This is a genomic window from Kitasatospora sp. NBC_00458 (assembly GCF_036013975.1).
GTDB lineage: Bacteria > Actinomycetota > Actinomycetes > Streptomycetales > Streptomycetaceae > Kitasatospora.
On sequence record NZ_CP107904.1, the window covers coordinates 2,442,279 to 2,461,466 of the forward strand.

Annotated in this window: 19 protein-coding genes and 1 pseudogene; 11 read left to right on the forward strand and 9 right to left on the reverse strand. The window is 76.1% G+C overall.

Annotation, left to right across the window (positions count from 1 at the left end; genetic code table 11):
- Nucleotides 1-91: 91 nt before the first annotated feature.
- Nucleotides 92-1,063, forward strand: coding sequence for a helix-turn-helix transcriptional regulator (locus tag OG550_RS09480; RefSeq protein WP_327676244.1), 972 nt, complete (start codon nucleotides 92-94; stop codon nucleotides 1,061-1,063).
- Here the strand turns inward: OG550_RS09480 and OG550_RS09485 are convergent.
- From OG550_RS09485 to OG550_RS09495, 3 genes are all read right to left on the reverse strand, one after another.
- Nucleotides 1,054-1,764 carry an HAD family hydrolase gene (locus tag OG550_RS09485; protein ID WP_327676245.1) on the reverse strand — a complete coding sequence of 237 codons (711 nt, stop codon included), beginning with the start codon at nucleotides 1,762-1,764 and terminating at the stop codon, nucleotides 1,054-1,056. The genes OG550_RS09480 and OG550_RS09485 overlap by 10 nt on opposite strands.
- 80 nt (nucleotides 1,765-1,844) lie before the next feature.
- The gene (locus OG550_RS09490) at nucleotides 1,845-2,447 is read right to left on the reverse strand and encodes a hypothetical protein (RefSeq protein WP_442905966.1); all 603 of its coding nucleotides are present in this window, start codon (nucleotides 2,445-2,447) and stop codon (nucleotides 1,845-1,847) included.
- Between the two features lie 279 nt (nucleotides 2,448-2,726).
- Complete coding sequence (locus tag OG550_RS09495) at nucleotides 2,727-3,386, reverse strand: TetR/AcrR family transcriptional regulator (RefSeq protein WP_327676246.1); 660 nt, start codon at nucleotides 3,384-3,386, stop codon at nucleotides 2,727-2,729.
- 86 nt (nucleotides 3,387-3,472) lie between these two features.
- On the opposite strand from OG550_RS09495, the gene OG550_RS09500 reads away from it, so the two are divergent.
- Together OG550_RS09500 and OG550_RS32775 are read left to right on the forward strand one after the other, a co-directional pair.
- Nucleotides 3,473-5,038: an MFS transporter gene (locus OG550_RS09500; RefSeq protein WP_327676247.1), complete on the forward strand. Its 1,566-nt coding sequence runs from the start codon at nucleotides 3,473-3,475 to the stop codon at nucleotides 5,036-5,038.
- Nucleotides 5,039-5,171: 133 nt separating this feature from the next.
- Nucleotides 5,172-5,276, forward strand: a pseudogene (locus OG550_RS32775) (IS5/IS1182 family transposase); the annotation flags it as partial.
- Nucleotides 5,277-5,955: 679 nt separating this feature from the next.
- Here OG550_RS32775 and OG550_RS09505 read toward each other — a convergent pair.
- On the reverse strand, nucleotides 5,956-7,704 hold the full coding sequence (locus OG550_RS09505) for an MFS transporter (protein ID WP_327676248.1): 1,749 nt from the start codon (nucleotides 7,702-7,704) through the stop codon (nucleotides 5,956-5,958).
- A 69-nt stretch (nucleotides 7,705-7,773) separates the two neighbouring features.
- On the opposite strand from OG550_RS09505, the gene OG550_RS09510 reads away from it, so the two are divergent.
- From OG550_RS09510 to OG550_RS09525, 4 genes are all read left to right on the forward strand, one after another.
- Nucleotides 7,774-8,316 (forward strand): MerR family transcriptional regulator, encoded by a 543-nt coding sequence (locus OG550_RS09510; RefSeq protein WP_327676249.1) that lies wholly within the window; start codon nucleotides 7,774-7,776, stop codon nucleotides 8,314-8,316.
- Between the two features lie 11 nt (nucleotides 8,317-8,327).
- Nucleotides 8,328-8,765, forward strand: a complete 438-nt coding sequence (locus tag OG550_RS09515; protein WP_327676250.1) for a GNAT family N-acetyltransferase — start codon at nucleotides 8,328-8,330, stop codon at nucleotides 8,763-8,765.
- 328 nt (nucleotides 8,766-9,093) lie between these two features.
- Complete coding sequence (locus OG550_RS09520; RefSeq protein WP_327676251.1) at nucleotides 9,094-9,855, forward strand: class I SAM-dependent methyltransferase; 762 nt, start codon at nucleotides 9,094-9,096, stop codon at nucleotides 9,853-9,855.
- Nucleotides 9,856-10,036: 181 nt separating this feature from the next.
- Nucleotides 10,037-11,056: a hypothetical protein gene (locus OG550_RS09525; protein ID WP_327676252.1), complete on the forward strand. Its 1,020-nt coding sequence runs from the start codon at nucleotides 10,037-10,039 to the stop codon at nucleotides 11,054-11,056.
- A gap of 441 nt (nucleotides 11,057-11,497) precedes the next feature.
- Here the strand turns inward: OG550_RS09525 and OG550_RS09530 are convergent, their stop codons facing one another.
- Nucleotides 11,498-11,968: an SsgA family sporulation/cell division regulator gene (locus tag OG550_RS09530; protein WP_327676253.1), complete on the reverse strand. Its 471-nt coding sequence runs from the start codon at nucleotides 11,966-11,968 to the stop codon at nucleotides 11,498-11,500.
- A 275-nt stretch (nucleotides 11,969-12,243) separates the two neighbouring features.
- Between OG550_RS09530 and OG550_RS09535 the strand changes: the two genes are divergently transcribed.
- Both OG550_RS09535 and OG550_RS09540 read left to right on the forward strand, forming a co-directional pair.
- Nucleotides 12,244-13,899: an alpha/beta hydrolase gene (locus OG550_RS09535; protein WP_327676254.1), complete on the forward strand. Its 1,656-nt coding sequence runs from the start codon at nucleotides 12,244-12,246 to the stop codon at nucleotides 13,897-13,899.
- Nucleotides 13,900-14,086: 187 nt separating this feature from the next.
- Complete coding sequence (locus OG550_RS09540; protein ID WP_327676255.1) at nucleotides 14,087-14,503, forward strand: hypothetical protein; 417 nt, start codon at nucleotides 14,087-14,089, stop codon at nucleotides 14,501-14,503.
- Between the two features lie 19 nt (nucleotides 14,504-14,522).
- Here the strand turns inward: OG550_RS09540 and OG550_RS09545 are convergent, their stop codons facing one another.
- On the reverse strand, nucleotides 14,523-15,461 hold the full coding sequence (locus tag OG550_RS09545; protein WP_327676256.1) for a LysR family transcriptional regulator: 939 nt from the start codon (nucleotides 15,459-15,461) through the stop codon (nucleotides 14,523-14,525).
- Nucleotides 15,462-15,537: 76 nt separating this feature from the next.
- On the opposite strand from OG550_RS09545, the gene OG550_RS09550 reads away from it, so the two are divergent.
- Both OG550_RS09550 and OG550_RS09555 read left to right on the forward strand, forming a co-directional pair.
- A complete protein-coding gene (locus OG550_RS09550) occupies nucleotides 15,538-16,278 on the forward strand; it encodes a CTP synthase C-terminal region-related (seleno)protein (protein WP_327676257.1) in 741 nt (246 codons plus the stop codon).
- Nucleotides 16,275-17,015, forward strand: a complete 741-nt coding sequence (locus OG550_RS09555) for an HD domain-containing protein (protein ID WP_327676258.1) — start codon at nucleotides 16,275-16,277, stop codon at nucleotides 17,013-17,015. The genes OG550_RS09550 and OG550_RS09555 overlap by 4 nt, the downstream gene beginning before the upstream one ends.
- A 105-nt stretch (nucleotides 17,016-17,120) precedes the next feature.
- On the opposite strand, the gene OG550_RS09560 is transcribed toward OG550_RS09555, so the two are convergent.
- From OG550_RS09560 to OG550_RS09570, 3 genes are all read right to left on the reverse strand, one after another.
- Nucleotides 17,121-17,654, reverse strand: a complete 534-nt coding sequence (locus tag OG550_RS09560; RefSeq protein WP_327676259.1) for a GNAT family N-acetyltransferase — start codon at nucleotides 17,652-17,654, stop codon at nucleotides 17,121-17,123.
- 75 nt (nucleotides 17,655-17,729) lie between these two features.
- Nucleotides 17,730-18,326: a dephospho-CoA kinase gene (gene coaE / locus OG550_RS09565; protein ID WP_327676260.1), complete on the reverse strand. Its 597-nt coding sequence runs from the start codon at nucleotides 18,324-18,326 to the stop codon at nucleotides 17,730-17,732.
- A 99-nt stretch (nucleotides 18,327-18,425) separates the two neighbouring features.
- Nucleotides 18,426-19,067 (reverse strand): MBL fold metallo-hydrolase, encoded by a 642-nt coding sequence (locus OG550_RS09570; protein WP_327676261.1) that lies wholly within the window; start codon nucleotides 19,065-19,067, stop codon nucleotides 18,426-18,428.
- Nucleotides 19,068-19,188 lie beyond the last annotated feature (121 nt).

Sequence of the window (19,188 nt, forward strand, 5' to 3'; positions counted from 1 at the left end):
CCCGCTACCCGCCGCCGACCGCTTCCGGCCGCCGGGTGAAGTGCATCTTCCCCTGACAGCTCCTGTCAGTGGATGCCGTACGTTTGCGGCCATGCGCGCCGGCCGCCTCCTCTCCCTCCTGCTCCTGCTCCAGAACCGGGGACGGCTGACCGCCGCCGAGCTCGCCGCCGAGCTGGAGGTGTCGGTGCGCACGGTCTACCGCGACGTCGAGGCGTTGAGCGCCGCGGGCGTCCCGGTGTACGGGGAGGCCGGGCACGACGGCGGCTACGCCCTGGTGGACGGCTACCGCACCCGGCTGACCGGCCTCACCGGCCCCGAGGCGGAGGCCCTCTTCCTCGCGGGCCTGCCGGGTCCGGCCGCCGAACTGGGGCTGGGCTCGGTGCTCGCCGCCGCCGAACTGAAGATCCAGGCGGCCCTCCCCGCCGAGCTCCAGGAGCAGAGCCGGCGGGTCCGCGAGCGCTTCCACCTGGACGCCCCCGGCTGGTACCGGAAGGCGGACGAGGCGCCGCACCTGCCGGCGGTGGCCGCCGCGGTGTGGCAGCGGCGGGCCGTGCTGGTGCGCTACCGCCGCTGGTACGCCCCGGAGATCGTGGAGCGGCGGCTGGAGCCGTACGGCGTCGTGCTGAAGGCCGGCCGCTGGTACACCGTCGCGGGCGTCGACGGCGGCGCCGGGCCGCGCACCTACCGGATCGGCCAGATCCTCGACCTGGAGCCGCTGGACGAACCGTTCACACCGCCCGCCGGCTTCGACCTGGTCCGGCACTGGCAGGCCCACACCGAGCGGCTGCAGGAGCGGCTGTGGCAGGGCGAGGCCGAGCTCCTCGTCTCCCCGGCCGGTGTCGCCCGGTTCCGGGACTTCGCGGTGCAGGCCGTCCTCGACGCGCTGGACCGGGGCGTTCCGCAGCCGGACGGCCGGGTCCGGGCGGTCGTCCCGATCGAGAGCCTCGCCCACGCGGAGTCCGAACTGCTGCGCCTCGGAGGGGAGGTGGAGGTGCTCGCACCGCCGGAGCTGCGGGAGCGGATCGCCGCGACCGCGCGGGCCCTGGCGGCGCGCTACGCCTGATCGCGCCCGGTCGGCCCGGCCGGCTCGGCGACGTCAACCGCGTCAGCCGCGTCAGCCGCGTCGACCGTGTCAGCCGGATCGGCCACCGTCGGCAAGCCCAGCAGCCGGGCCGCCCTCGCCGCGGCGCCGGGGCCGTCCGCGTGCACGGTGGCGATGCCCAACTCCTCTGCCGGGACGAGGTTCGCGGGGTAGTCGTCGACGAAGACGCAGTCCTCCCCCGCCAGGCCCATCCGCTCCAGCGTGAGCCGGAAGATCGCCGGGTCGGGCTTGGCCAGGCCCACTTCGCCGCTGATCACCCGCACGTCGAAGAGGTCCCACACGCCGGTCGCCACATAGGGGTTGTACGGATCCACCCCGTACGAGTTCGACAGCAGCGCCACCGCCAGACCCGCCCGGCGGGCCTCCTCCACCAGCGCCACCATCTCCGGCACGGCCCGCACCTCGGCGTGGGCCCGGCCCATCAGGTCCTCGTGCTCGATGCCGCCGAGCAGCTCCGCCGTCCGCCGGTTCCACTCCGCCTGGGAGATCCGGCCCAGCTCCAGCTCCCCGTACAGCGCCCGCCCGGCCGGGTCCTCGACGAGCGCGCGGCGCCACGCGTCGGCCGCCAGCCCCTGCCGCTCGCACCACGCGCGCACGGACAGCCCGAGCGGGGTGCTCAGCACGCCCGCGAAGTCGACGATCAAGCCGCGGTAGGCCAACACGCTCTCCCTGGTGAGTCGTTCCCCGGTTCCCGATACCCGGTACCCCGTCACCGCTCCGGGTACCCGCCGGGGGCGCCCGGCTATGCGACGGCGGACGCCCGGACCGCGTCCGCCACCTCCGCGGCCGACCGGCCGCCGCCCGTGTCGATGCACTCCAGGCCCAGCGCGCAGGCCTCGGCCACCATCAGCTCCTGGAAGCGCACCGCCCGCGCCAGGAACTTGTCCACCAGGTACCGGCCGTCCGCGGTGGCCTCGGCGTAGCGGCAGGCCGCGTGCATCCGGTCGCGGAGCACATCCTCGTCCGCGGTGAGCCACACCGCCGCCGTGCGCGGGGCGGCGAGCCGCGCGACGGCGGCCGGGCGCAGCGCCGACCCCTCCAGCACGAGGCCCGTTCCACCGTCCTGCGCCGCCCGAGCTGTGACCAGCTCCTCGATCCGGGGCCACAGCCGCCCGTGGTGGTCGAGGACGGAGGCGATCAACTCCTCCACCGTGAGCGAGCGGTAGTGCTCGGCGACGTGCACCGGCACCTCCCACGTCGGCGTCGGCCAGGGCCGCCCCGGGTGCCGCGCCAGCTCGTCCGTCGACCGACACTCGAACCCGAGCCGGTCCGCCACCAGCCGGGCGACGGTCGACTTCCCGGTGTTCGACGTCCCCCCGATCAGCACCACGCGCACGCTCTCCACACGCCCGACCCTACTGACCACCACCCGCCGCCCGGGGCCCTGCACGAAAAGTCGGACCCGCCGACCTTCTGCGCAGGCCCCGCCCTCCCACGCCCCCGAGCCGTACGACGGGCGCCGCCGCAGGCTCGTCCGACCCGCCCCACGAGCCCACCCTGCCCTGCACGAAAAGTCGGACGCGCCGACTTCCTGCGCAGGCCCCGCCCCACCCGGCACGCATCCACCCGAGCCGTACGACGGGCGCCGCCACAACCCCCTCCGACCCGCCCCACGAGGCGCGCCTCAGGGGTTGATCCGGCCGAGGCGGCGGGCCATCTGCTCGACGGTGTCGGTGGGGGGCCAGGGGAAGCCGGGGAGGTCGGCCCGGAGGGTGACCTGGCCGTGGAGGGCCGTCCAGAGCGCCACGGCGTCGCCGAAGGGGTCGGTGCTGGACGAGCGCCCGGCCCGCACGCAGGCGTCGACGCTGTCGACGAGCATCTGGAAGGCGTCGAGCCCCTGGCGGCCGGAGGCGTCGTCGGCGGGCGCTTCGGGCTTGGGGCGGGCCCAGCCGAAGAGGACGCGGTAGCGGGCGGGTTCGCGGACGCCGAAGTCGACGTAGGCGGCGCAGCCCGCGAGCAGCGCTTCGACCGGGTCGTCGTGCGCTGCGACGGCGGCGCCGATCGTCTGCTGGAGCTGCGTGATCGCCTCGACGACGACCGCTTCGACGATGGCGTCCCGGTCGGGGAAGTGCGCGTAGATCGAGGGTGCGGCGATGCCGACCTCGCGGGCCACGGACCGCAGGGTGACCGCCTGGTCCGAGCCGGTGCGCACGATGAGGGCGGTCGCCGCGCGGATGATCTCCTCGCGCAGCAGCAGGCCCTGGCCGCGCCGGTTCCGGGGCCGGGCGGAGGCCTCCTCGCGCTGGTCGGCGGGGTGGTCGGCAGCGGTGGGGGCCTTGTTCATGCGCTCGACTTTACAGCTGTTAGCCGATCGCGGTACCGTCCCGAATCGAAAGCTCACAGTTGTAAGCTTACGATCGTAAGGACACCATGGGCACCGAGGCCGCACCCGTCCCGGAGTCAGGTCACCCGCGCCGCAAACCCGCACTGGCGGCGCTCTGCCTGGCACTGGTCGTCACCACCATCGACAACACCGTGCTCAACACCGCCCTGCCCGCACTCGCCGGGGCGCTGTCGGCCTCCACCGCCGACCTCCAGTGGATCAACAACGCCTACACCCTGGTCTTCGCCGCGGCGCTCATCACCGCGGGCAGCCTCGGCGCCCGGTTCGGGCACCGCCGCGCCCTGGTCGGCGGTCTGACGGTGCTCGCCGCGGCGTCGGCGGCGGCCGCGCTGTCCGACTCGACCGGGCAACTCGTCGCGTTCCGCGCGGTGATGGGGCTGGGAGCGGCCTTCGTCATGCCGGCCACCCTCTCCGTCATCGTGGCGCTGTTCGGCCCCCGCGAACGCGGCCGGGCCATCGCCGTCTGGTCCGCGACCGCCGGCATCGGCATCGTCGCCGGTCCGGTCACCGGCGGGCTGCTGCTCGACCACTTCGCCTGGGGCAGCGTCTTCTGGATCAACGTGCCGCTGGCCGCCGTCGCACTCACCGCCGTCCTGCTCCTCGTCCCCGCCCTGCCGGGCCGCCGCACCGGACGCCTCGACGTCCCCGGCCTGCTGTTCTCCGCCACCGGCCTGGCGGCCCTCGTCGACGTGATCGTCCAGGGCCCCGAACGCGGCTGGCTGACGGCCACCACCGCGGTCGAGGCCGCCGGGGCAGCCCTGCTGCTCACCGCGTTCACCCTCTGGGAACTGCGCACCGCCCACCCGATGGTCGACGTGCGACTGTTCGCCGACCGGACGTTCAGCGTCGCCGGCGGCATCCTCGGGATCACCTTCTTCGCCCTGTTCGGCCTGCTCTTCGGCTACACCCAGTACCTGCAACTCGTCCACGGGTTCAGCCCGTTCGAGGCCGGACTCGGAGCCCTGCCGTTCGCGCTGTCGATGGCGGCCACCGCCGGCACCAGCGACCGCACCGCCACCCGGTTCGGCCCCCGGAACACCGTCGCCGCCGGACTCGCCGTCATGGCCGCCGGACTCGGCGGCCTCTCCCTCATCACCGTCACCACGCCGTTCGCCGTGCTCGCGCTCACCATGGGAGCCGTCGGTGCGGGCATGGGCCTCGTCATGGCGCCCGCCAGCACCGCGACCGTGGCCGCCGTGCCCCGCGAGAAGTCACCGATGGCGAGCGCGGTGAACAGCGTGGTCCGCGAACTGGGCGGCGCCCTGGGCATCGCGGTCATCGGCACCGTCGTCTCCGCCTCCTACCGGTCGCAACTCGCCACCGCCCTGCCGGACGCGCCCGCACCGGCCGCCGAGGACCTGACGTCCGCCCACCTGACCGCCGCCGGGCTGCCCCCCGACGCGAGCGGCCGACTGCTCGACGCCGCGGACCAGGCGTTCACCACCGCGATGAACCACGGGACGCAACTCTGCGCCCTGGTCGCCCTGCTCGGCGCCGCCGCGGCCCTCGCCCGGCTGCGCCCGCGACCGGTCGCCGGGCAGCCACCGGCCGCCCGGCCCGAGCACGACCCCGACCTGGCCGAACACCGCTGAGGCTTGCTCCGGGTCCGGGCACGGGGGATTCCCCGGGTAGGGGTGGGTGCTTCGGACCGAGCCGGCGAACTACGGGTCCTCGTCGACGGCGCCACCCGCCCCGCGGTCGCCGGCGCCCGGCCCGTACCGGGAAGCGCCCGGCCGACGCGTGCGCGCCCGCGTCGAGCACACCGTCGCCCGCACGAAGCGGTGCAGGATCCTCCGCGCCTGCCGACAGGTGGGCGGCGGCAGCCCGCACGGGCCGCCGCCCACCGGCCTTGCCTGCACCCGATCCTCTGCCACACGCTTCCGGTACCTCGCCGAGGTTGTCGGGCCGCCGCACCACGCCCCTCCCGCCGCCGCGGAGACGTGCTCGTCGCAGGCGTGAGGCTCGGAGCGCGGGCGTGGAGGCGGTTCGGAGGCCGGGTCGACTCGGGCCGCACCCTCAGCCGGTGGAACCGGCCGGTTCCGCCGGCGGGGCGTCGCGGTCTCGTCGGGCCCGACGACTCATGCCCCGACTCTCGTGAAGTCTCCGTGCCGCAGGTCAGGGCCGGTCAGGACCGACCGGGACCGGAGGTGTGCAGCGTGGTCCGGACCGCCACCGCCACCCGCCCGCGCCCGTACGGCCCTGCTGCTCGGGGCCCGCTCCGGGTTCGCCCGCCGCCCGGATCGACGTGGCTCGGCGGACCGTACGAACGGCAGCGGACCGCGTCCGTGGGGAGCGGGCACGGCGGCACGCGGCCCTGCGCAGGAAGTCGGCCGGTCCGACTTCCTGCGCAGGGCTCCACGGGGCTTCGCCGGACCCACCAGCGGGCGTCCGCCTGCACGCCGGTGGGCGTCCCGCGCTCTGCCCGGCTGGAGAACGCCCCGCTGCACTCCGCGGGCACCCGTCCGGCGACGCGACGCGCGGCCGCCACCCGGCCCGGCCGCCGCGGCCCTCAGCGACCGTACGGGCGCGGGGCCCGCGGCGTGCGGCGGACCGCGGCGCCACCGGCGTCCGCCCGGGCACGGGCCCGCAACGCGGCCGCGGCGACCGCGACGGCGACCATGGCGAGGCCCGTGCCCACCAGGACCGGGCGCGGGCCGAGGGCTGCGGTCAGCGGGCCGCCCAGCGCGGTGCCCGTCGGACCCGCCGTCAGCAGGACGGAGGAGCGCAGGGCGAGGACGGCGGTCAGCGCGGCCGGCGGAGTGCGGTCCTGGAACAGGCTGAGCGCCAGCGCGCTGTACGGGCCGTAGACCACCCCGGCCAGGGCGAAGCCGGCGATCGACGGCCAGCCCGGCCCGTGCAGGGCGAAGGGCAGCATGGCCAGGCCGTGACCGGCGACGATGCCCAGCAGGACCGGCCACACCGGCAGCCGCCGCAGCGCGCCGACGGCCACGGTGCCGAGGGCCGCGCCGAGGCCGAAGGCCATCCAGTACAGGCCGAGGACTCCCGGACCGGCGTGCAGGTCCTGGCCGACGAACAGCGGCAGGGCGACCTCGACCGGGCCGTAGAACAGGTTGAACAGCCAGGTCACCGCCAGCAGCGCGAGCAGGTCCGGCCGGGCCCGCAGGGCGCGCAGGCCCTCGCCGGAGCGGCGGGGTCCGGCGCCCGGCGCCGACCGCGGGGCGCCGTCCGGCCCTGCCTCCGCGCCCGCACACGGACCTGCCCCCGGCACCGCGTCCGAGGGGCCACCCGGCCGGGCGGCCGCGCCCGTGCGCACGCCGGATCCCGACCCGGCGTCCGAGGAACCACCCGACACGGCAACCCCGCCCGTGTCCGCGTCCGCACCGACGCCCGACGCGACAACCGGAGAACCCCCGAACCCGACGGCCGCGCCCGCACCCGGGTCAGGGCCCGACACGGCAACCGCGCGGACGCCGGACGAGCCACCCGACCCGACATCCCCGCCCCCGGCCACACCGGGCCCAGACCCGGCGCCTGACGAGTCGACCGACCCGACATCCCCGCCCCCACCCGGGCCGGAACCGACCAACCCGACAGCCCCACAGGCCTCGCACGGACCACCCGGCCGGGCACCGGCGCCCACGTCCGACGAGCCGCCCGACGCCGCGACCCCGCCCCCGCCCCCGCGCGGATGGCCCGCGCGGACGGCGAGGACGGCGAAGGAGAGCGCGTCCAGCCCGATCAGCCAGGCCGGGGCGACGGCCGCCGCCAGGGCGCCGGCGAGCGCCGGTCCGGCGATGGTGGCGACCCAGGTGCTCGTGCTCAGCAGCGCGTTCGCCGCCAGCCGCTGCCCGGCCGGTACCGCCTCCGCCACCAGCGCGTACTTGGCGCTGCTGCCCCAGGCGTGCAGCAGGGAGGAGCCGGCCAGCAGCGCCAGGTAGAGCACCGGACCGAGCAGGCCGAGCACCCACGCGACCGGCACGCAGCCGAGGAGGACGGCGCGGGTCCAGGCGTCGGCGCGGATCAGCCGCCGCGCGGGCAGGCCGCGCAGCCACCGGCCCAGCAGCAGCCCGCCGACGGCGCCCGGCAGGACGTAGGCGGCGACGGCGGCGACGACCAGCAGTCCGGGCGCGCCGGGCGGGGCCAGCTGCAGCGCGAGCCACGCCACCGCGACCACGCTCATCCCGTCACCGAGGTCGGACACCGCGAAGGCGGGCAGCAGGCGACGGAACGGACCGTGTGCGAACAGCGGCCGGTACTCCCGGGGCAGCCGGGAGAGCAGTCGGGCGGATGAGATCATGCGGGCCAGGCAAGCGGTTCACGTGCGCTTGAAGTCAACCACGGGGAAGTCCGGGCACGGGGGGATGCGGTGCGCTACGTCGGCATCGGGGAGTTGGCGCGCCAGGCGGGCCTGCGGCCGTCCGCCCTGCGCTACTACGAGAGCCTCGGGCTGCTGCCCGCCGCCCGCCGCGAGGGCGGTCGCCGGGTCTGGCCGGCCGCCACGCTGCGGCGCATCGCCCTGATCCGGATGTCCCAGCGCGCGGGGTTCAAGCTCGCCGAGATCCGCCGGCTGCTGGACGACTCCCCCGACGGGGCCGCCACCCGGCACTGGCGCGAACTGGCCGAACGCAAGCTGCCCGAACTCGACCGGGTGGTCCGCGAGACCCTGCACCTGCGGGCGGCCGTCGCCGCCTGCCTCGCCTGCGGCTGCATGAACTTCGCCGACTGCGAACTCCTGTCCGCCGCACCCGTTTCCGACGAATCCACCGTCGACGCACCCACCGCCGTCGGCGCAACCGCCGACGACGACGCACCCCCCGTCGGCGCACCCGCTCCACCGGCGGAGCCCGCCCGGTCCGCCGTTTCCTCCGCTTCCGCCGTGTCCGCCACATCAGCCGCGGAGCCCGATTAGGGTCCTGCCCCATGAGCACCGAAACCGAGGTCGTCCGCGAGGCGGACCACGAGCTGGTGCAGGCGCTGGCCGCCCTGCTCCCCCAACTGTCCTCCACGGCCGCACCGCTGGACCACGACGCGGTCGCCCGGCTGGTGGCCTGTGAGTCGAACAGACTGCTGGTCGCCCGGCTCGACGGCGTGGTGGTCGGCATGCTGACGCTGGTCCTGTTCCCGCTCCCGTCCGGGCTGCGGGCGCGGGTCGAGGATGTCGTCGTGGGCGCCGCCGCGCGCGGGCACGGGGTGGGCGCGGCCCTGATCGACGAGGCCGTCCGGCTGGCGGAGGACGCCGGTGCCCGGACGGTCGACCTGACCTCGCGTCCCTCCCGGGAGGCGGCGAACCGCCTCTACGAGCGGGCCGGGTTCCGCGCCCGGGAGTCGACGGTCTACCGGTACGCGATCGCCGACTGAACCCGCCTGCCGAACCCGCCTGCGACCGGGTCGGACACCCCGGCCGAACGGTGCCCGACCCGGCGCCGTCCGGCCTCGAAAACGAGACCGAACGTTTATCCGGGCACCCGGATCCCGCCCCCCGACCGCGCCCCGGGAAGGCCTCCTCCCGGCCTTCGGCACCGGCCCGGACGACCCGCCGCCCCCACCCGCGGACCCGCCGCCGACCGGCCCGCCGGCCCTCCCGGAGGGTGCCTCACAAGCCCTCCCGGGAAGCCGGTCCGAGGGTGATCGGACGCCCTCGAACTCCTAGGATCGACCTCCGGGAATCCCCTCCGAGAGGCAGCCTTTGAACCGCGACATCCGCACCGCAGAAGACGTCCTCGCCCTCCTCGACCGGCTCTTCCTCCCGGAGGCCGACCGCTGGACCGACGAAGCCTCGGGGTGGTGGGACGACTTCTACGCCGACCGGTCCTCCGGCCGCCCGTTCTTCGTCCCCAAGCCCGACGAGAACCTCGTCTCCTACCTGGACCGGGGCCTCTTCGCGCCCGGCGGCCGGGCGCTCGATCTCGGGTGCGGAGCCGGGCGGAACGCGATCCACCTGGCGTCGCGGGGCTTCGAGGTGGACGCCGTCGACCTCTCGGCGACCGCCGTCGCCTGGGCGCGGGAGCGGGCGGACGAGGCGGGCGCTGCGGCCGGTTCCGTCGGTGCCGTCGGTGCCGTCCGGTTCCACTGCGGCAACATCTTCGACCCCGAACTCCCGCTCGCCCGCTACGACGTGGTGTACGACTCCGGCTGCCTGCACCACCTCCCGCCGCACCGCCGGGTCAGCTACCTCGCGCTCCTCGACCGGGTCCTCGCGCCCGGCGGGTACTTCGCCGTCAACTGCTTCGCGGCCGGGGCGATGGGGTCCGAGCTGCCCGACGCCGAGCTGTACCGCAACGGCCGACTGGACGGCGGGCTCGCCTTCACGGCGGACGAACTGCGCTGGATCTTCTCGGACTTCACCGAGGTCGAGATCCGCCCCATGGTCCCGCAGGACCCCGGATCGGAACTCTTCGGCCTCCCCGTCCTGCTGACCGCCCTCTTCCGCCGCCCGGAACGGGCGTGAACCCGCCGCCGGGGTGACCCGCCCCGGGATGGCCCCGCGCCGCCGGGATGGCCCGGCCCAGGGTCCCCCGGCACGCGCGGGCGGGGCGTACGGGCAGGGCGTGCGCGCGACGACGGCGCACGCCCTGCCCGGCCGACCGGATCCGCCCTACGCTGGAGCCGGTCGGCGAAAGGGGGACGTGATGCCCGCCGACGAATCGCCCTGGGATGCGTCCGTCCGACGCGGCCTCGGCTTCCTCCACCGGGCCCTCGGACCCGACGGCCTCCCCTCCACCGTCCTTTCCGTGGAACGCGATCTGCGCACCCCGCTGACCGGCATCGAGGCCCGCCGGTACCTGCTCGCCGCCCACGGCACCGACCTCGGATTCGAACCGGTCCACGAAGGCCTCTCCGCCATGTGGGGCCTGGCGCTGCTGGCACCGGACGGCGACCGGCCCGAGGAGCGCGAACTGGTCGCCGCCCTCGCCCGGCAGGTCGAGCGGTACCGCGCCGGACACCGGTACGGCTGCTTCCCCCAGGGCACACCGTTCCCCGCCGACACCGACAGCACCGCCGTCGCCCTCGACGGGCTGGTCCGGCACGGGCTGGCCGGCCCCGGCCGGGCCGCGGAGACCGCCCGGGAACTGCTGGGCGCCGGCGCGCGGGACGGCTTCGGCCCCGTACCGCTCCCCGTCCCCGTGCCCGTCTACTGGAGCGACGGGGCCGTACCGCCGCAGGGGCGCCGGAACGACGCCGTCGCCGCGGCCAACGTCCTCCACGCGCTCCGCCTCCCGGGCGCGCGCGACGCGTTGCCGCACCCGGCCGCCGAGGCGACACTCCGGTACGTCCGCGTGGAGGTTCGCAACGCCGCCGCTCGCCACCACCCCTCCCCCGAGGCCCTGTTGCACTCCGCCGCCCGCGCGGCCGCCGTGCACACCGCCCTGCTGGACCCGGTCCGCCAGGCGGTGGCCGAACGCTCCCGGCCGTTCCCCGCCTCGCCTCTCGGCCTGGCACTGCTGACGATCGCCGCCGAGTACACGGAGGTCCCCGACGACCAGGCCGCACGCCGCCGCCTGCTGGTCGCGGCGCAGCGCGCGGACGGCTCGTGGCCCGCCTGCGCGTACTACCGGGCCGGGGGGCTGCCGCTGTACTCCGGTTCGCCGCACCTCACCACGCTGTTCGCGCTGCGCGCCCTGCGCCCGGAACGGGGCGCGCAGCGGTGACTCGGGGCGCCCCCGCGCCCCGCCCAGGCCCTCTCTCTCGAATCCTGTCGGACGGAACGCGCGGGGCCTCGGCCTGCGTGCATCCGCGGCACGGAGGGCGGGGGCACCTCCCGGCCGGACGCCGGGCAAGCGCGTGCTCCGGCAGCGTCGGCCGGTACGGCGGCAGCGGGCGCCCGGCAGGATCCGCGGGGGAGCGCCCGACCGGCCCGACGGCCGCGGACGCCGCGCGCCCGCGGAGCGCTGCCCGACGCGCGGCCCCGGCGCGGCGTGCTCGACGGGCCACCGGCCCGGCGCGGCGTGCTCGACGGGCCACCGGCCCGGCGCGGGTACGGGCGGGGGCCGGTCACCGGCCGCCCGGTCACCACACTCCCCGCCACCACACTCCCTGCCACCGCGCCCACGGCCACCACGCTCACGGCCACCACGTCACCGTCACCGCTTTCACGGCCCCGGCGAGGCCGCTCCGCCGTCGCAGAGGCGGCGGAGCAGGCCGTCCAGGTCGAGGTGGGTGGGTTCCCGACCGGACGGGACGAGGCTCTCCGTCCGGGCGAGGAACGTCCTGACCCGCTCGGCCTGGGCGCGCAGGACGACGCTGCTGCCCTCGCCGGTGAGGGTGATGAAGACGGTGCCGGAGCGCCTGCCCGCGCCGGGGTGGACGGAGACGCTGCCGATGCCGGCCCGGCCGTACAGGCCGGCGGCGAGCAGTTCGCGGGCGAAGACCCAGGTGATCGGCGCGTCCAGGTCGGTGTGGTTGTCCAGGAAGACGGCGTACGGGTCGGCGGTGCGGTAGCGCAGCCGGGCGGGCACGGAGACGGTCAGGCCGGGGCAGACGACCACCCGGAGGTCGAGGGCCATCGCGCAGCCCTCCCCGGCGGCGCTCTGCGCGGGGACGCGCGGGGTCTCGTACGTCATGACCGCCCCCGGAGGAGGTGCCGGGGGCCGGCAGGACGAGCGCCTACGGTAGACCGGGCGCGCAGAATCGTTCCTTCACGGAAGCCGCCACGGGCGGAGGTGTCAGGGCTCACGGCAGGAACAACGAGCCACCGCGGCTTCGGCAACCCATCGTGCACCACCCCGAACGGTGGATCGCCCCGCCGCCCGGCGGGCGGCCCCCCGGCCCCGTCCCTAGGCTGACGCCACGGCCCGGGCGCCCCCCGGTCCGGCCGCGTCCGAGGAACGGAAGCCCCATGCACTCTGTCGTACGCGGCGCAGGCGCCCTGGGCCTGGCCGCGGCGCTGCTCACCACGGCGGTCTCCTGCGCGAGCGGCTCTTCGGACTCCGGCTCCTCCCCGTCCCCCTCCTCCCCCACGACGGCCACGGCGGACGCGACGGCCACGACCAGCACGACAGCCACGACCGGCACCACCGGCACGGCGTCCGCCCCGGCCACCGTCCCGCCCCTGCCCGCCGCGCTCACCGGCCAGCGGCTCGCCTGGCAGACCTGCCCGGCCCCGTCCGCCGCCCAGGGCGGCGGCGCCGCCCCGGGTGCGCCCTGGGAGTGCGCCACCCTCAAGGCGCCGCTGGACTACGCCGCACCGGACGGCCGGACCGTCGACCTCGCGCTGATCCGCTCCAAGGCCACCGGCCCGCAGCCCCGGATCGGCTCCCTGGTCTACAACTTCGGCGGCCCCGGCGGTTCGGGCGTCACCACGCTGCCCGGCTTCGCCAAGGACTACGCCGACCTCAACACCCGCTACGACCTGGTGAGTTTCGACCCGCGCGGGGTGGGTGACAGCGCCGGTGTGCGGTGCCTCGACGACCGGGCCACGGACGCCTCCGCCGCCGTCGACGGCACCCCCGACACCGACGCCGAGGTCACGGCCCTGGACGCGGCCAACGCCCGGTACACCGCCGCCTGCGAGCAGAACTCCGGGCCCGTCCTGCCGTTCGTCGACACCGTCTCCGCCGCCCGTGACCTGGACCTGATGCGCCAGGTCCTCGGCGACCCGAAGCTGCACTACTTCGGCCTCAGCTACGGCACCGAACTGGGCGGCGTCTACGCCCACCTGTACCCGCAGAACGTCGGCCACCTGGTGATGGACGCCGTGGTCGACCCGACCAAGGACCCGGTCCAGTCCTCGCTGGGCCAGACCAAGGGCTTCCAACTCGCCCTGGAGAACTTCATGAAGGCCTGCGCCGCCGAGGCCGGCACGTCCTGCCCGACCGGCCCGGGCGGCGCCGAGGGCACGGAGCGGATCGCCGCGCTCCTGCGGGACCTCGACGCCCGGCCGCTGCCCACCGACAGCGGCCGGCAGCTCACCCAGGACCTCGCCGTCACCGGCATCGCCGCCTCCCTCTACAGCCGGCAGACCTGGAACGCCCTCGCCGTCGGGCTCCAGGAGGCGATGCGGGCGGGCACCGGCACCACGCTCCTCGCACTGGCCGACGCCTACCTCGGCCGCGACCAGCAGGGCCGCTACAACAACTCCGCCCCCGCCAACCGGGCCATCACCTGCGTCGACGACCGGCAGCGCTACACCGACGCCGACGTCCGCTCGCAGCTCCCGACGTACCGTCAGGCCTCGCCGGTGTTCGGCGAGTTCACCGCCTGGGGCCTGACCGGCTGCACCGGCTGGCCGGTGCCCGGCCGGAGCGACCACCCCGAGGTGTCCGCCCCGGGATCGGCGCCGATCCTCGTCGTCGGCAACACCGGCGACCCGGCCACCCCGTACGAGGGCGCGCAGGCGATGGCCCGGCAGCTCGGCGAGGGCGTCGGCGTCGGCATCACCCTGGAGGGCCAGGGCCACGGCGGCTACGACACCGGCAACCCCTGCCTGAAGGAGGCGGTCGACGGGTACCTGCTCGCCGACCGGGTCCCGGCCGCGGGCACCGTCTGCCGGTGACCCCGCCGCACGGCCCCCTCCCACGGCGCCCCGCCGACCGGCGTTCCACCCCCGGGTGCCCCGAACGCCCCGAACACCCCGGAGTCTCCAGACACCCCGCCAGGACACCCCGCCCCGCGAGCCCCCCACCCCGGTGGCCGGCCCCGGCCCGGCACGTCCTACCGTGGGCCGAGGAAAGGGGATCTCCATGAGCGCCAACTCGCAGCCACCGCAAGGAAATCTGACCCTCCTCGACCCTTCTCGCCCGTTCGCCGACCGGGTGGCGGGGCTGGTCCGGGCCTGGGAGGACGACGGCCGGGCGGCCTACCGCCTGGTGGACGGGCGGGCCCTGCTCGCCCTGTACTGCTGGCACCTGGACGCCGCCCGCCACGGCGGCGGAGCGGACGCGCCGGACGGCCCGGCCACCGACGCGTACGTCACCGCCGCGTTCGCGGCCAACGGCGGCACCGCCGGGTGGGACGCGCTGCTCCGCGAGCGGACCACCTGCTCCTGCCACGGCCGGAGTTGGCGACTGGAGAACATCTCCGTCTGCCTCGGCTGCCTGGGGTACGTCTGCTACGAGACCGCCGGTCCCTGCTGCCCGGGGGCCGCCGTCGTCGGGTGAGGCTGCGGGATCCACTGCATCACCCCGCCGCGGCCTTCCCCGCCGCCACCCCCGCCGCCCCTCCGTCCCGCCGCGCCGCTCCGCCGAGCAGCCGGGCCAGTTCCGCCGCCGGGCCGTCCGGCAGGCTGCCGTGGAGCAGCTCGGTCCGGTGCACCAGCCGCGGCGCCCGGACGGGGACGGCCACCACGCCGGGGGCGCCGTCCAGGGCGGGGGCGGGGAGGACGGCGAGGCCGTGGCCGGAGGCGACCAGGGCCAACAGGCCGCGGACGTCGGTGCCGAGGTAGCGGGCGGCCGGGCGGAAGCCGTCGACGGCGGTGGCGGCCCGCAGCCGGGCGGCGGTCGGCGCCAGGCCGGGGGCGTCCAGCCAGCGGGCGGCGGACAGGTCGGCCAGCGCGAGGCCGGGCCGGCCGGCCAGCGGGTGGCCGGCCGGCAGGGCGACGGCGAGCGGCTGCTCGGCGACGGCGACGGTGCCGAGCGGGCCGACGTCCGGCAGCGGGAGCGGATCGCTGGGCGCGGCGAGGCCGTCGACCAGGGCGAGGTCCACGGCGCCGGTGGCGACCTCGGCGGGCAGCTCGTCCTGGGCGACCACCCGGACGGTCAGGTCCGTCCGCGGGTACGCCCGGCGCACCTCCGCGAGCGCGCTCCCCAGGACCGCCCCGACCGCCAGCGGAGTGGCACCGACGACCAGGCGGGCGCTCGGGGCACCGACCAGGCGCGCGACGTCGGCGCGCGCTGCATCGAGTCGCAGCAGCAGGGGGGCGGCGTGCTCCAGCAGCCGCGCGCCCGCCTCGGTCGGGCCGACCGGGCGGCGGCCGAGCACGGCGGTCCCGAGGTCCGCCTCCAGCGCGGCGATCTGCTGGGAGACGGCGGACTGCGTGTAGCCGAGTTCACGGGCGGCCTCGGAGAAGGAGCCCAGTCGGACCACCGTGACGAAGGTGCGCAGCTGCTGCGGATCCACTGGGCATCAGACTCTCTGATCGGAAGGTAAGAAATCATCGTTGGCGCTGATGTCGCAACGGGGTCAGGATAGCTCCATGACCTATCGGACCCCGCGTCTCGCCCTGGTCGGCGACCGCTCGCCCGCCGTCCGCTCACACGCCCGCGTCCCCGGCCTGCTCGACGTGCTCGCCACCCGTGAACAGCTCGTCCTGGACGCCTACTGGATCCCCACCGAGGACGCCGACGGCCCCGGTGCCCTCGACGGCTTCGACGCGATCTGGCTGCTGCCCGGCAGTCCGTACCGGAGCGAGGCGGGCGCGGTGGCCGCCGTCCGCACCGCCCGCGAGCAGCGCATCCCCTTCCTCGGCACCTGCGCCGGCTTCCAGCACGCCGTGCTGGAGTACGCGCGCGCCGTCTGCGGCATCGGCGCCGCCGCGCACGGCGAGAGCCACCCCGACGAGGAGGAGCGGGTGATCGTGCCGCTCACCTGCTCCCTGGTCGGGCACGAGGGCACGGTGCACATCACCCCCGGCTCGCTCGCCGAGCGAGTCCTCGGCACCACGCGCACCCTGGAGCGGTACCACTGCGCGTACGGGCTGAACGACGCCTACCTGGAGCGGCTGCGCGCGCACGGCCTGCGGTTCAGCGGCGTGGACGACTCCGGCGAGCTGCGGATCCTCGAACTCCCGGGCCACCCGTTCTTCCTCGCCTCGCTGTTCCAGCCCGAGCTGGCCGGGGACGGCACCCAGGTCCACCCGATGATCAGGGCCCTGGCGGCCGCCGCCGTCGGACACACCACCACCCCCCGCACCGAAACCGAAGGAGCGACCGCATGACCGCCGACCGCACGGGCACCACGGGCACCACGGGCAGCACGGGCAGCACCACCGGCGCCACCGGTCCCGCCACCGGTCCCGCCACCGCCACCGCCACCGGCCCGACCAAGATCGCCGGGGTGGCCGTCCCGGACAGCAGGCTCGCCGCCGAGGCCACCGAGCTGGTCCGGGACACCTCCACCGAGCTGCTGTACCACCACTCGCGCCGGGTCTACCTGTTCGGCGCCCTCCAGGGGCAGCGCCGCGGACTCGTCTTCGACCCCGAGCTGCTCTACCTCTCCGCGATGTTCCACGACGTCGGCCTCGCTCCCGGGCACCGCTCCTCCGGCCGCCGGTTCGAGGTCGACGGCGCCGAGGCGGCCGCCGCGTTCCTCCGCGCGCACCAGGTGCCGGAGCAACGGATCCGCCTGGTCTGGGAGGCGATCGCCCTGCACACCACCCCCGGCATCCCCGAGTACCTGGAGCCGGAGATCGCCCTCACCACGGCGGGCGTGGAGCTGGACGTGCTCGGCATCGGCTACCACGACCTGCCCGTCGGCGCCCGGGACGCGGTGGTGGCCGCCCACCCCCGGCCGGACTTCAAGCGCGGCATCCTCCGCGCGTTCCACGAGGGCATCGCGCCCAAGCCGGAGACCGCGTTCGGGAACGTCAAGGCCGACGTCCTGGCCCGGTTCAGCCCGGGGTTCGAGCGGACGGACTTCGTCGACGTGATCGAGGGCTCCGACTGGCCGGAGTGAGCCGCCGGACCGAGTGAGCCGCCGGGGCGGAGCGCGCCGCCGAACCGAGTGAGCCGCCGGGCCGGGCGGAGCCTGCCGCCCGCCCCGCCCGGCCCGCCCGGCCCGCTACATCGGCAGCGAGCGCAGCCGGACCGGCCCCTCCGGCCACTGCGCGCCCGCGCCCAGCGGCGTCCACATGGTGCGCAGCGGCATGAGGACGACCCGCCCCTCCGGCTGCTCCACGTGGACGTCCTCCAGCAGTTCCCGCCAGCCGAGCCGCCGGTAGAGCGGGGCCAGCGGCGGCCGGCAGAACAGCAGCGCGTGGCGGAGCCCCAGCGTCCGGGCGTGGTCCAGGGCCGCCCCGAGCACCGCGCGCGCCAGGCCCCGCCCGCGCTGCTCGGCGGCGACGGCGACGCCGCCGACGCCCATCACGTCCAGATCGACGCCGCCCACCGTGAGCGGCAGCCGCAGGAGTCCGGTGTGGGCGACCAGGCGGCCGTCCTCCGCCGCCCGGGCGCCGAAGTGGATCTCCTTGGAGAGCCAGGTCAGCCCGACGTCCGCGACCCCGTACGGGTCGGGGCCGTCACCGAGGATCTCGGCCTGCTCGGCCGGGCCGTACTGGTCGAGGGGGACGATCGCCGGAGCTATGTGATCAGCCATTACTCCATGATCTCCGCCGCATCGACGGTCTGAACAGATCGAATTCGATCAGATTCGGTCAGATCTGGCCCGAAGTCAGACTTGACGTGCCTTCAGTTCCGACCAGACCTCAGCGACCCGGGGAGCCAGCGCCTCCAGCGGGCCGCCGTTGTCGATCACGACGTCGGCGATCGCCAGCCGGTCGGCCCTGCTCGCCTGGGCCGCCATCCGGGCCCGCGCCTCCGCCTCCGCCATCCCGCGCACCCGCACCAGCCGGTCGATCCGGACCTCGTCCGCCGCGTCCACCACGATCACCAGGTCGTAGAGCGGCGCGAGGCCGTTCTCCGCGAGCAGCGGGACGTCGTGCACCACCACCGCGTCCGGGGCGGCCGCCGCCTCCAGCTCCGCGGAGCGGGCCCGCACCAGCGGATGGACGATCGCGTTCAGCGCCTGCAGCCGCGCCGGGTCGGCGAAGACGACCGCACCGAGCGCCGGCCGGTCCAGCGCACCGTCCGCCGTCAGCACGCCCTCCCCGAACTCGGCCACCACGGCCTTCAGCCCGTCCGTCCCGGGCGCGACCACCTCACGGGCGATCACGTCGGAGTCCACGATCACCGCGCCGTGGGCGGCGAGCAGCCGCGAGACCTCGCTCTTGCCGGCGCCGATGCCACCCGTCAGTCCGATCTTCAGCATGGCGCCAGGCTACCGGCGCGTACGTGCCACCTGACAAGTGCGGGCCGGGGGTGCGTGTCAGCCGACACGCACCCCCGGCCCCGCCCCGCGGCTCAGCCCTCAGTCCAGGTCCAGGCTCTCGCCGTCGCCCAGCGTCCGCAGCTCCGCGCCCGTCCCCGGGCCGCCCGACCCCAGCAGCCGGGTGTGCACCGCCAGCCCCACCGGGCTGAGCAGCGCGTCGTGCACCGGCACCGCCCGCGGCGCCCCCGTCTCCCGGACGTAGTCGACCAGCTCGCCGACCTTGGTCCACGGCGCGGCGAACGGCAGCAGCAGCGTCTCCACCGGGTGCGGCGGCACGGTCAGCGCGTCCCCCGGGTGGAACAGCCGGCCGTCGAACAGGAACCCGATGTTCCCGATCCGGGGGATCTCCGGGTGGATCACCGCGTGCCACTCCCCGTGCACGCTCACCCCGATCCCGCCGACCTCGAAGGCGTCCCCCTCCCCCACCACGGAGACCCTGGACGCCACCCCGTCCAGCTGCGCGGCCACCGCGGCGTTGGTCCAGACCCGCAGCCCCGGATCCGCCTCCAGCGCCGCACGCAGCCGGGCCTCCTCGAAGTGGTCCACGTGCTCGTGGGTGATCAGCACCGCGTCCGCCCCGGCCAGCGCGGCCGGATCGCTGAACGACCCCGGGTCGACGACGACGGTCGCCCCCTCGTGCTCCAGACGTACACAGGCATGCCCGAACTTGGTCAGTCGCATGGGCAGAACAGTACGACCTGCGCGGCCTGGTCGCCGAGGGCGTCACCGCGCTGCTCACCGCCCGCCCCCCCCCCGACGAGGCGGACCGGCTCGCCGACGAGATCGCCGTCATCGGCGGGAC

Excerpts from the sequence above, each read along its gene's own strand:
- OG550_RS09535 (WP_327676254.1), top strand. The coding sequence starts at position 12,244 with ATGCACTCTGTCGTACGCGGCGCAGGCGCCCTGGGCCTGGCCGCGGCG.
- OG550_RS09480 (WP_327676244.1), top strand. The coding sequence starts at position 92 with ATGCGCGCCGGCCGCCTCCTCTCCCTCCTGCTCCTGCTCCAGAACCGG.
- OG550_RS09500 (WP_327676247.1), top strand. The coding sequence starts at position 3,473 with ATGGGCACCGAGGCCGCACCCGTCCCGGAGTCAGGTCACCCGCGCCGC.
- OG550_RS09505 (WP_327676248.1), bottom strand. The coding sequence starts at position 7,704 with ATGATCTCATCCGCCCGACTGCTCTCCCGGCTGCCCCGGGAGTACCGG.
- OG550_RS09495 (WP_327676246.1), bottom strand. The coding sequence starts at position 3,386 with ATGAACAAGGCCCCCACCGCTGCCGACCACCCCGCCGACCAGCGCGAG.
- OG550_RS09560 (WP_327676259.1), bottom strand. The coding sequence starts at position 17,654 with ATGGCTGATCACATAGCTCCGGCGATCGTCCCCCTCGACCAGTACGGC.
- OG550_RS09525 (WP_327676252.1), top strand. The coding sequence starts at position 10,037 with ATGCCCGCCGACGAATCGCCCTGGGATGCGTCCGTCCGACGCGGCCTC.
- OG550_RS09570 (WP_327676261.1), bottom strand. The coding sequence starts at position 19,067 with ATGCGACTGACCAAGTTCGGGCATGCCTGTGTACGTCTGGAGCACGAG.
- OG550_RS09530 (WP_327676253.1), bottom strand. The coding sequence starts at position 11,968 with ATGACGTACGAGACCCCGCGCGTCCCCGCGCAGAGCGCCGCCGGGGAG.
- OG550_RS09550 (WP_327676257.1), top strand. The coding sequence starts at position 15,538 with ATGACCTATCGGACCCCGCGTCTCGCCCTGGTCGGCGACCGCTCGCCC.
- OG550_RS09540 (WP_327676255.1), top strand. The coding sequence starts at position 14,087 with ATGAGCGCCAACTCGCAGCCACCGCAAGGAAATCTGACCCTCCTCGAC.
- OG550_RS09555 (WP_327676258.1), top strand. The coding sequence starts at position 16,275 with ATGACCGCCGACCGCACGGGCACCACGGGCACCACGGGCAGCACGGGC.
- OG550_RS09515 (WP_327676250.1), top strand. The coding sequence starts at position 8,328 with ATGAGCACCGAAACCGAGGTCGTCCGCGAGGCGGACCACGAGCTGGTG.
- coaE (WP_327676260.1), bottom strand. The coding sequence starts at position 18,326 with ATGCTGAAGATCGGACTGACGGGTGGCATCGGCGCCGGCAAGAGCGAG.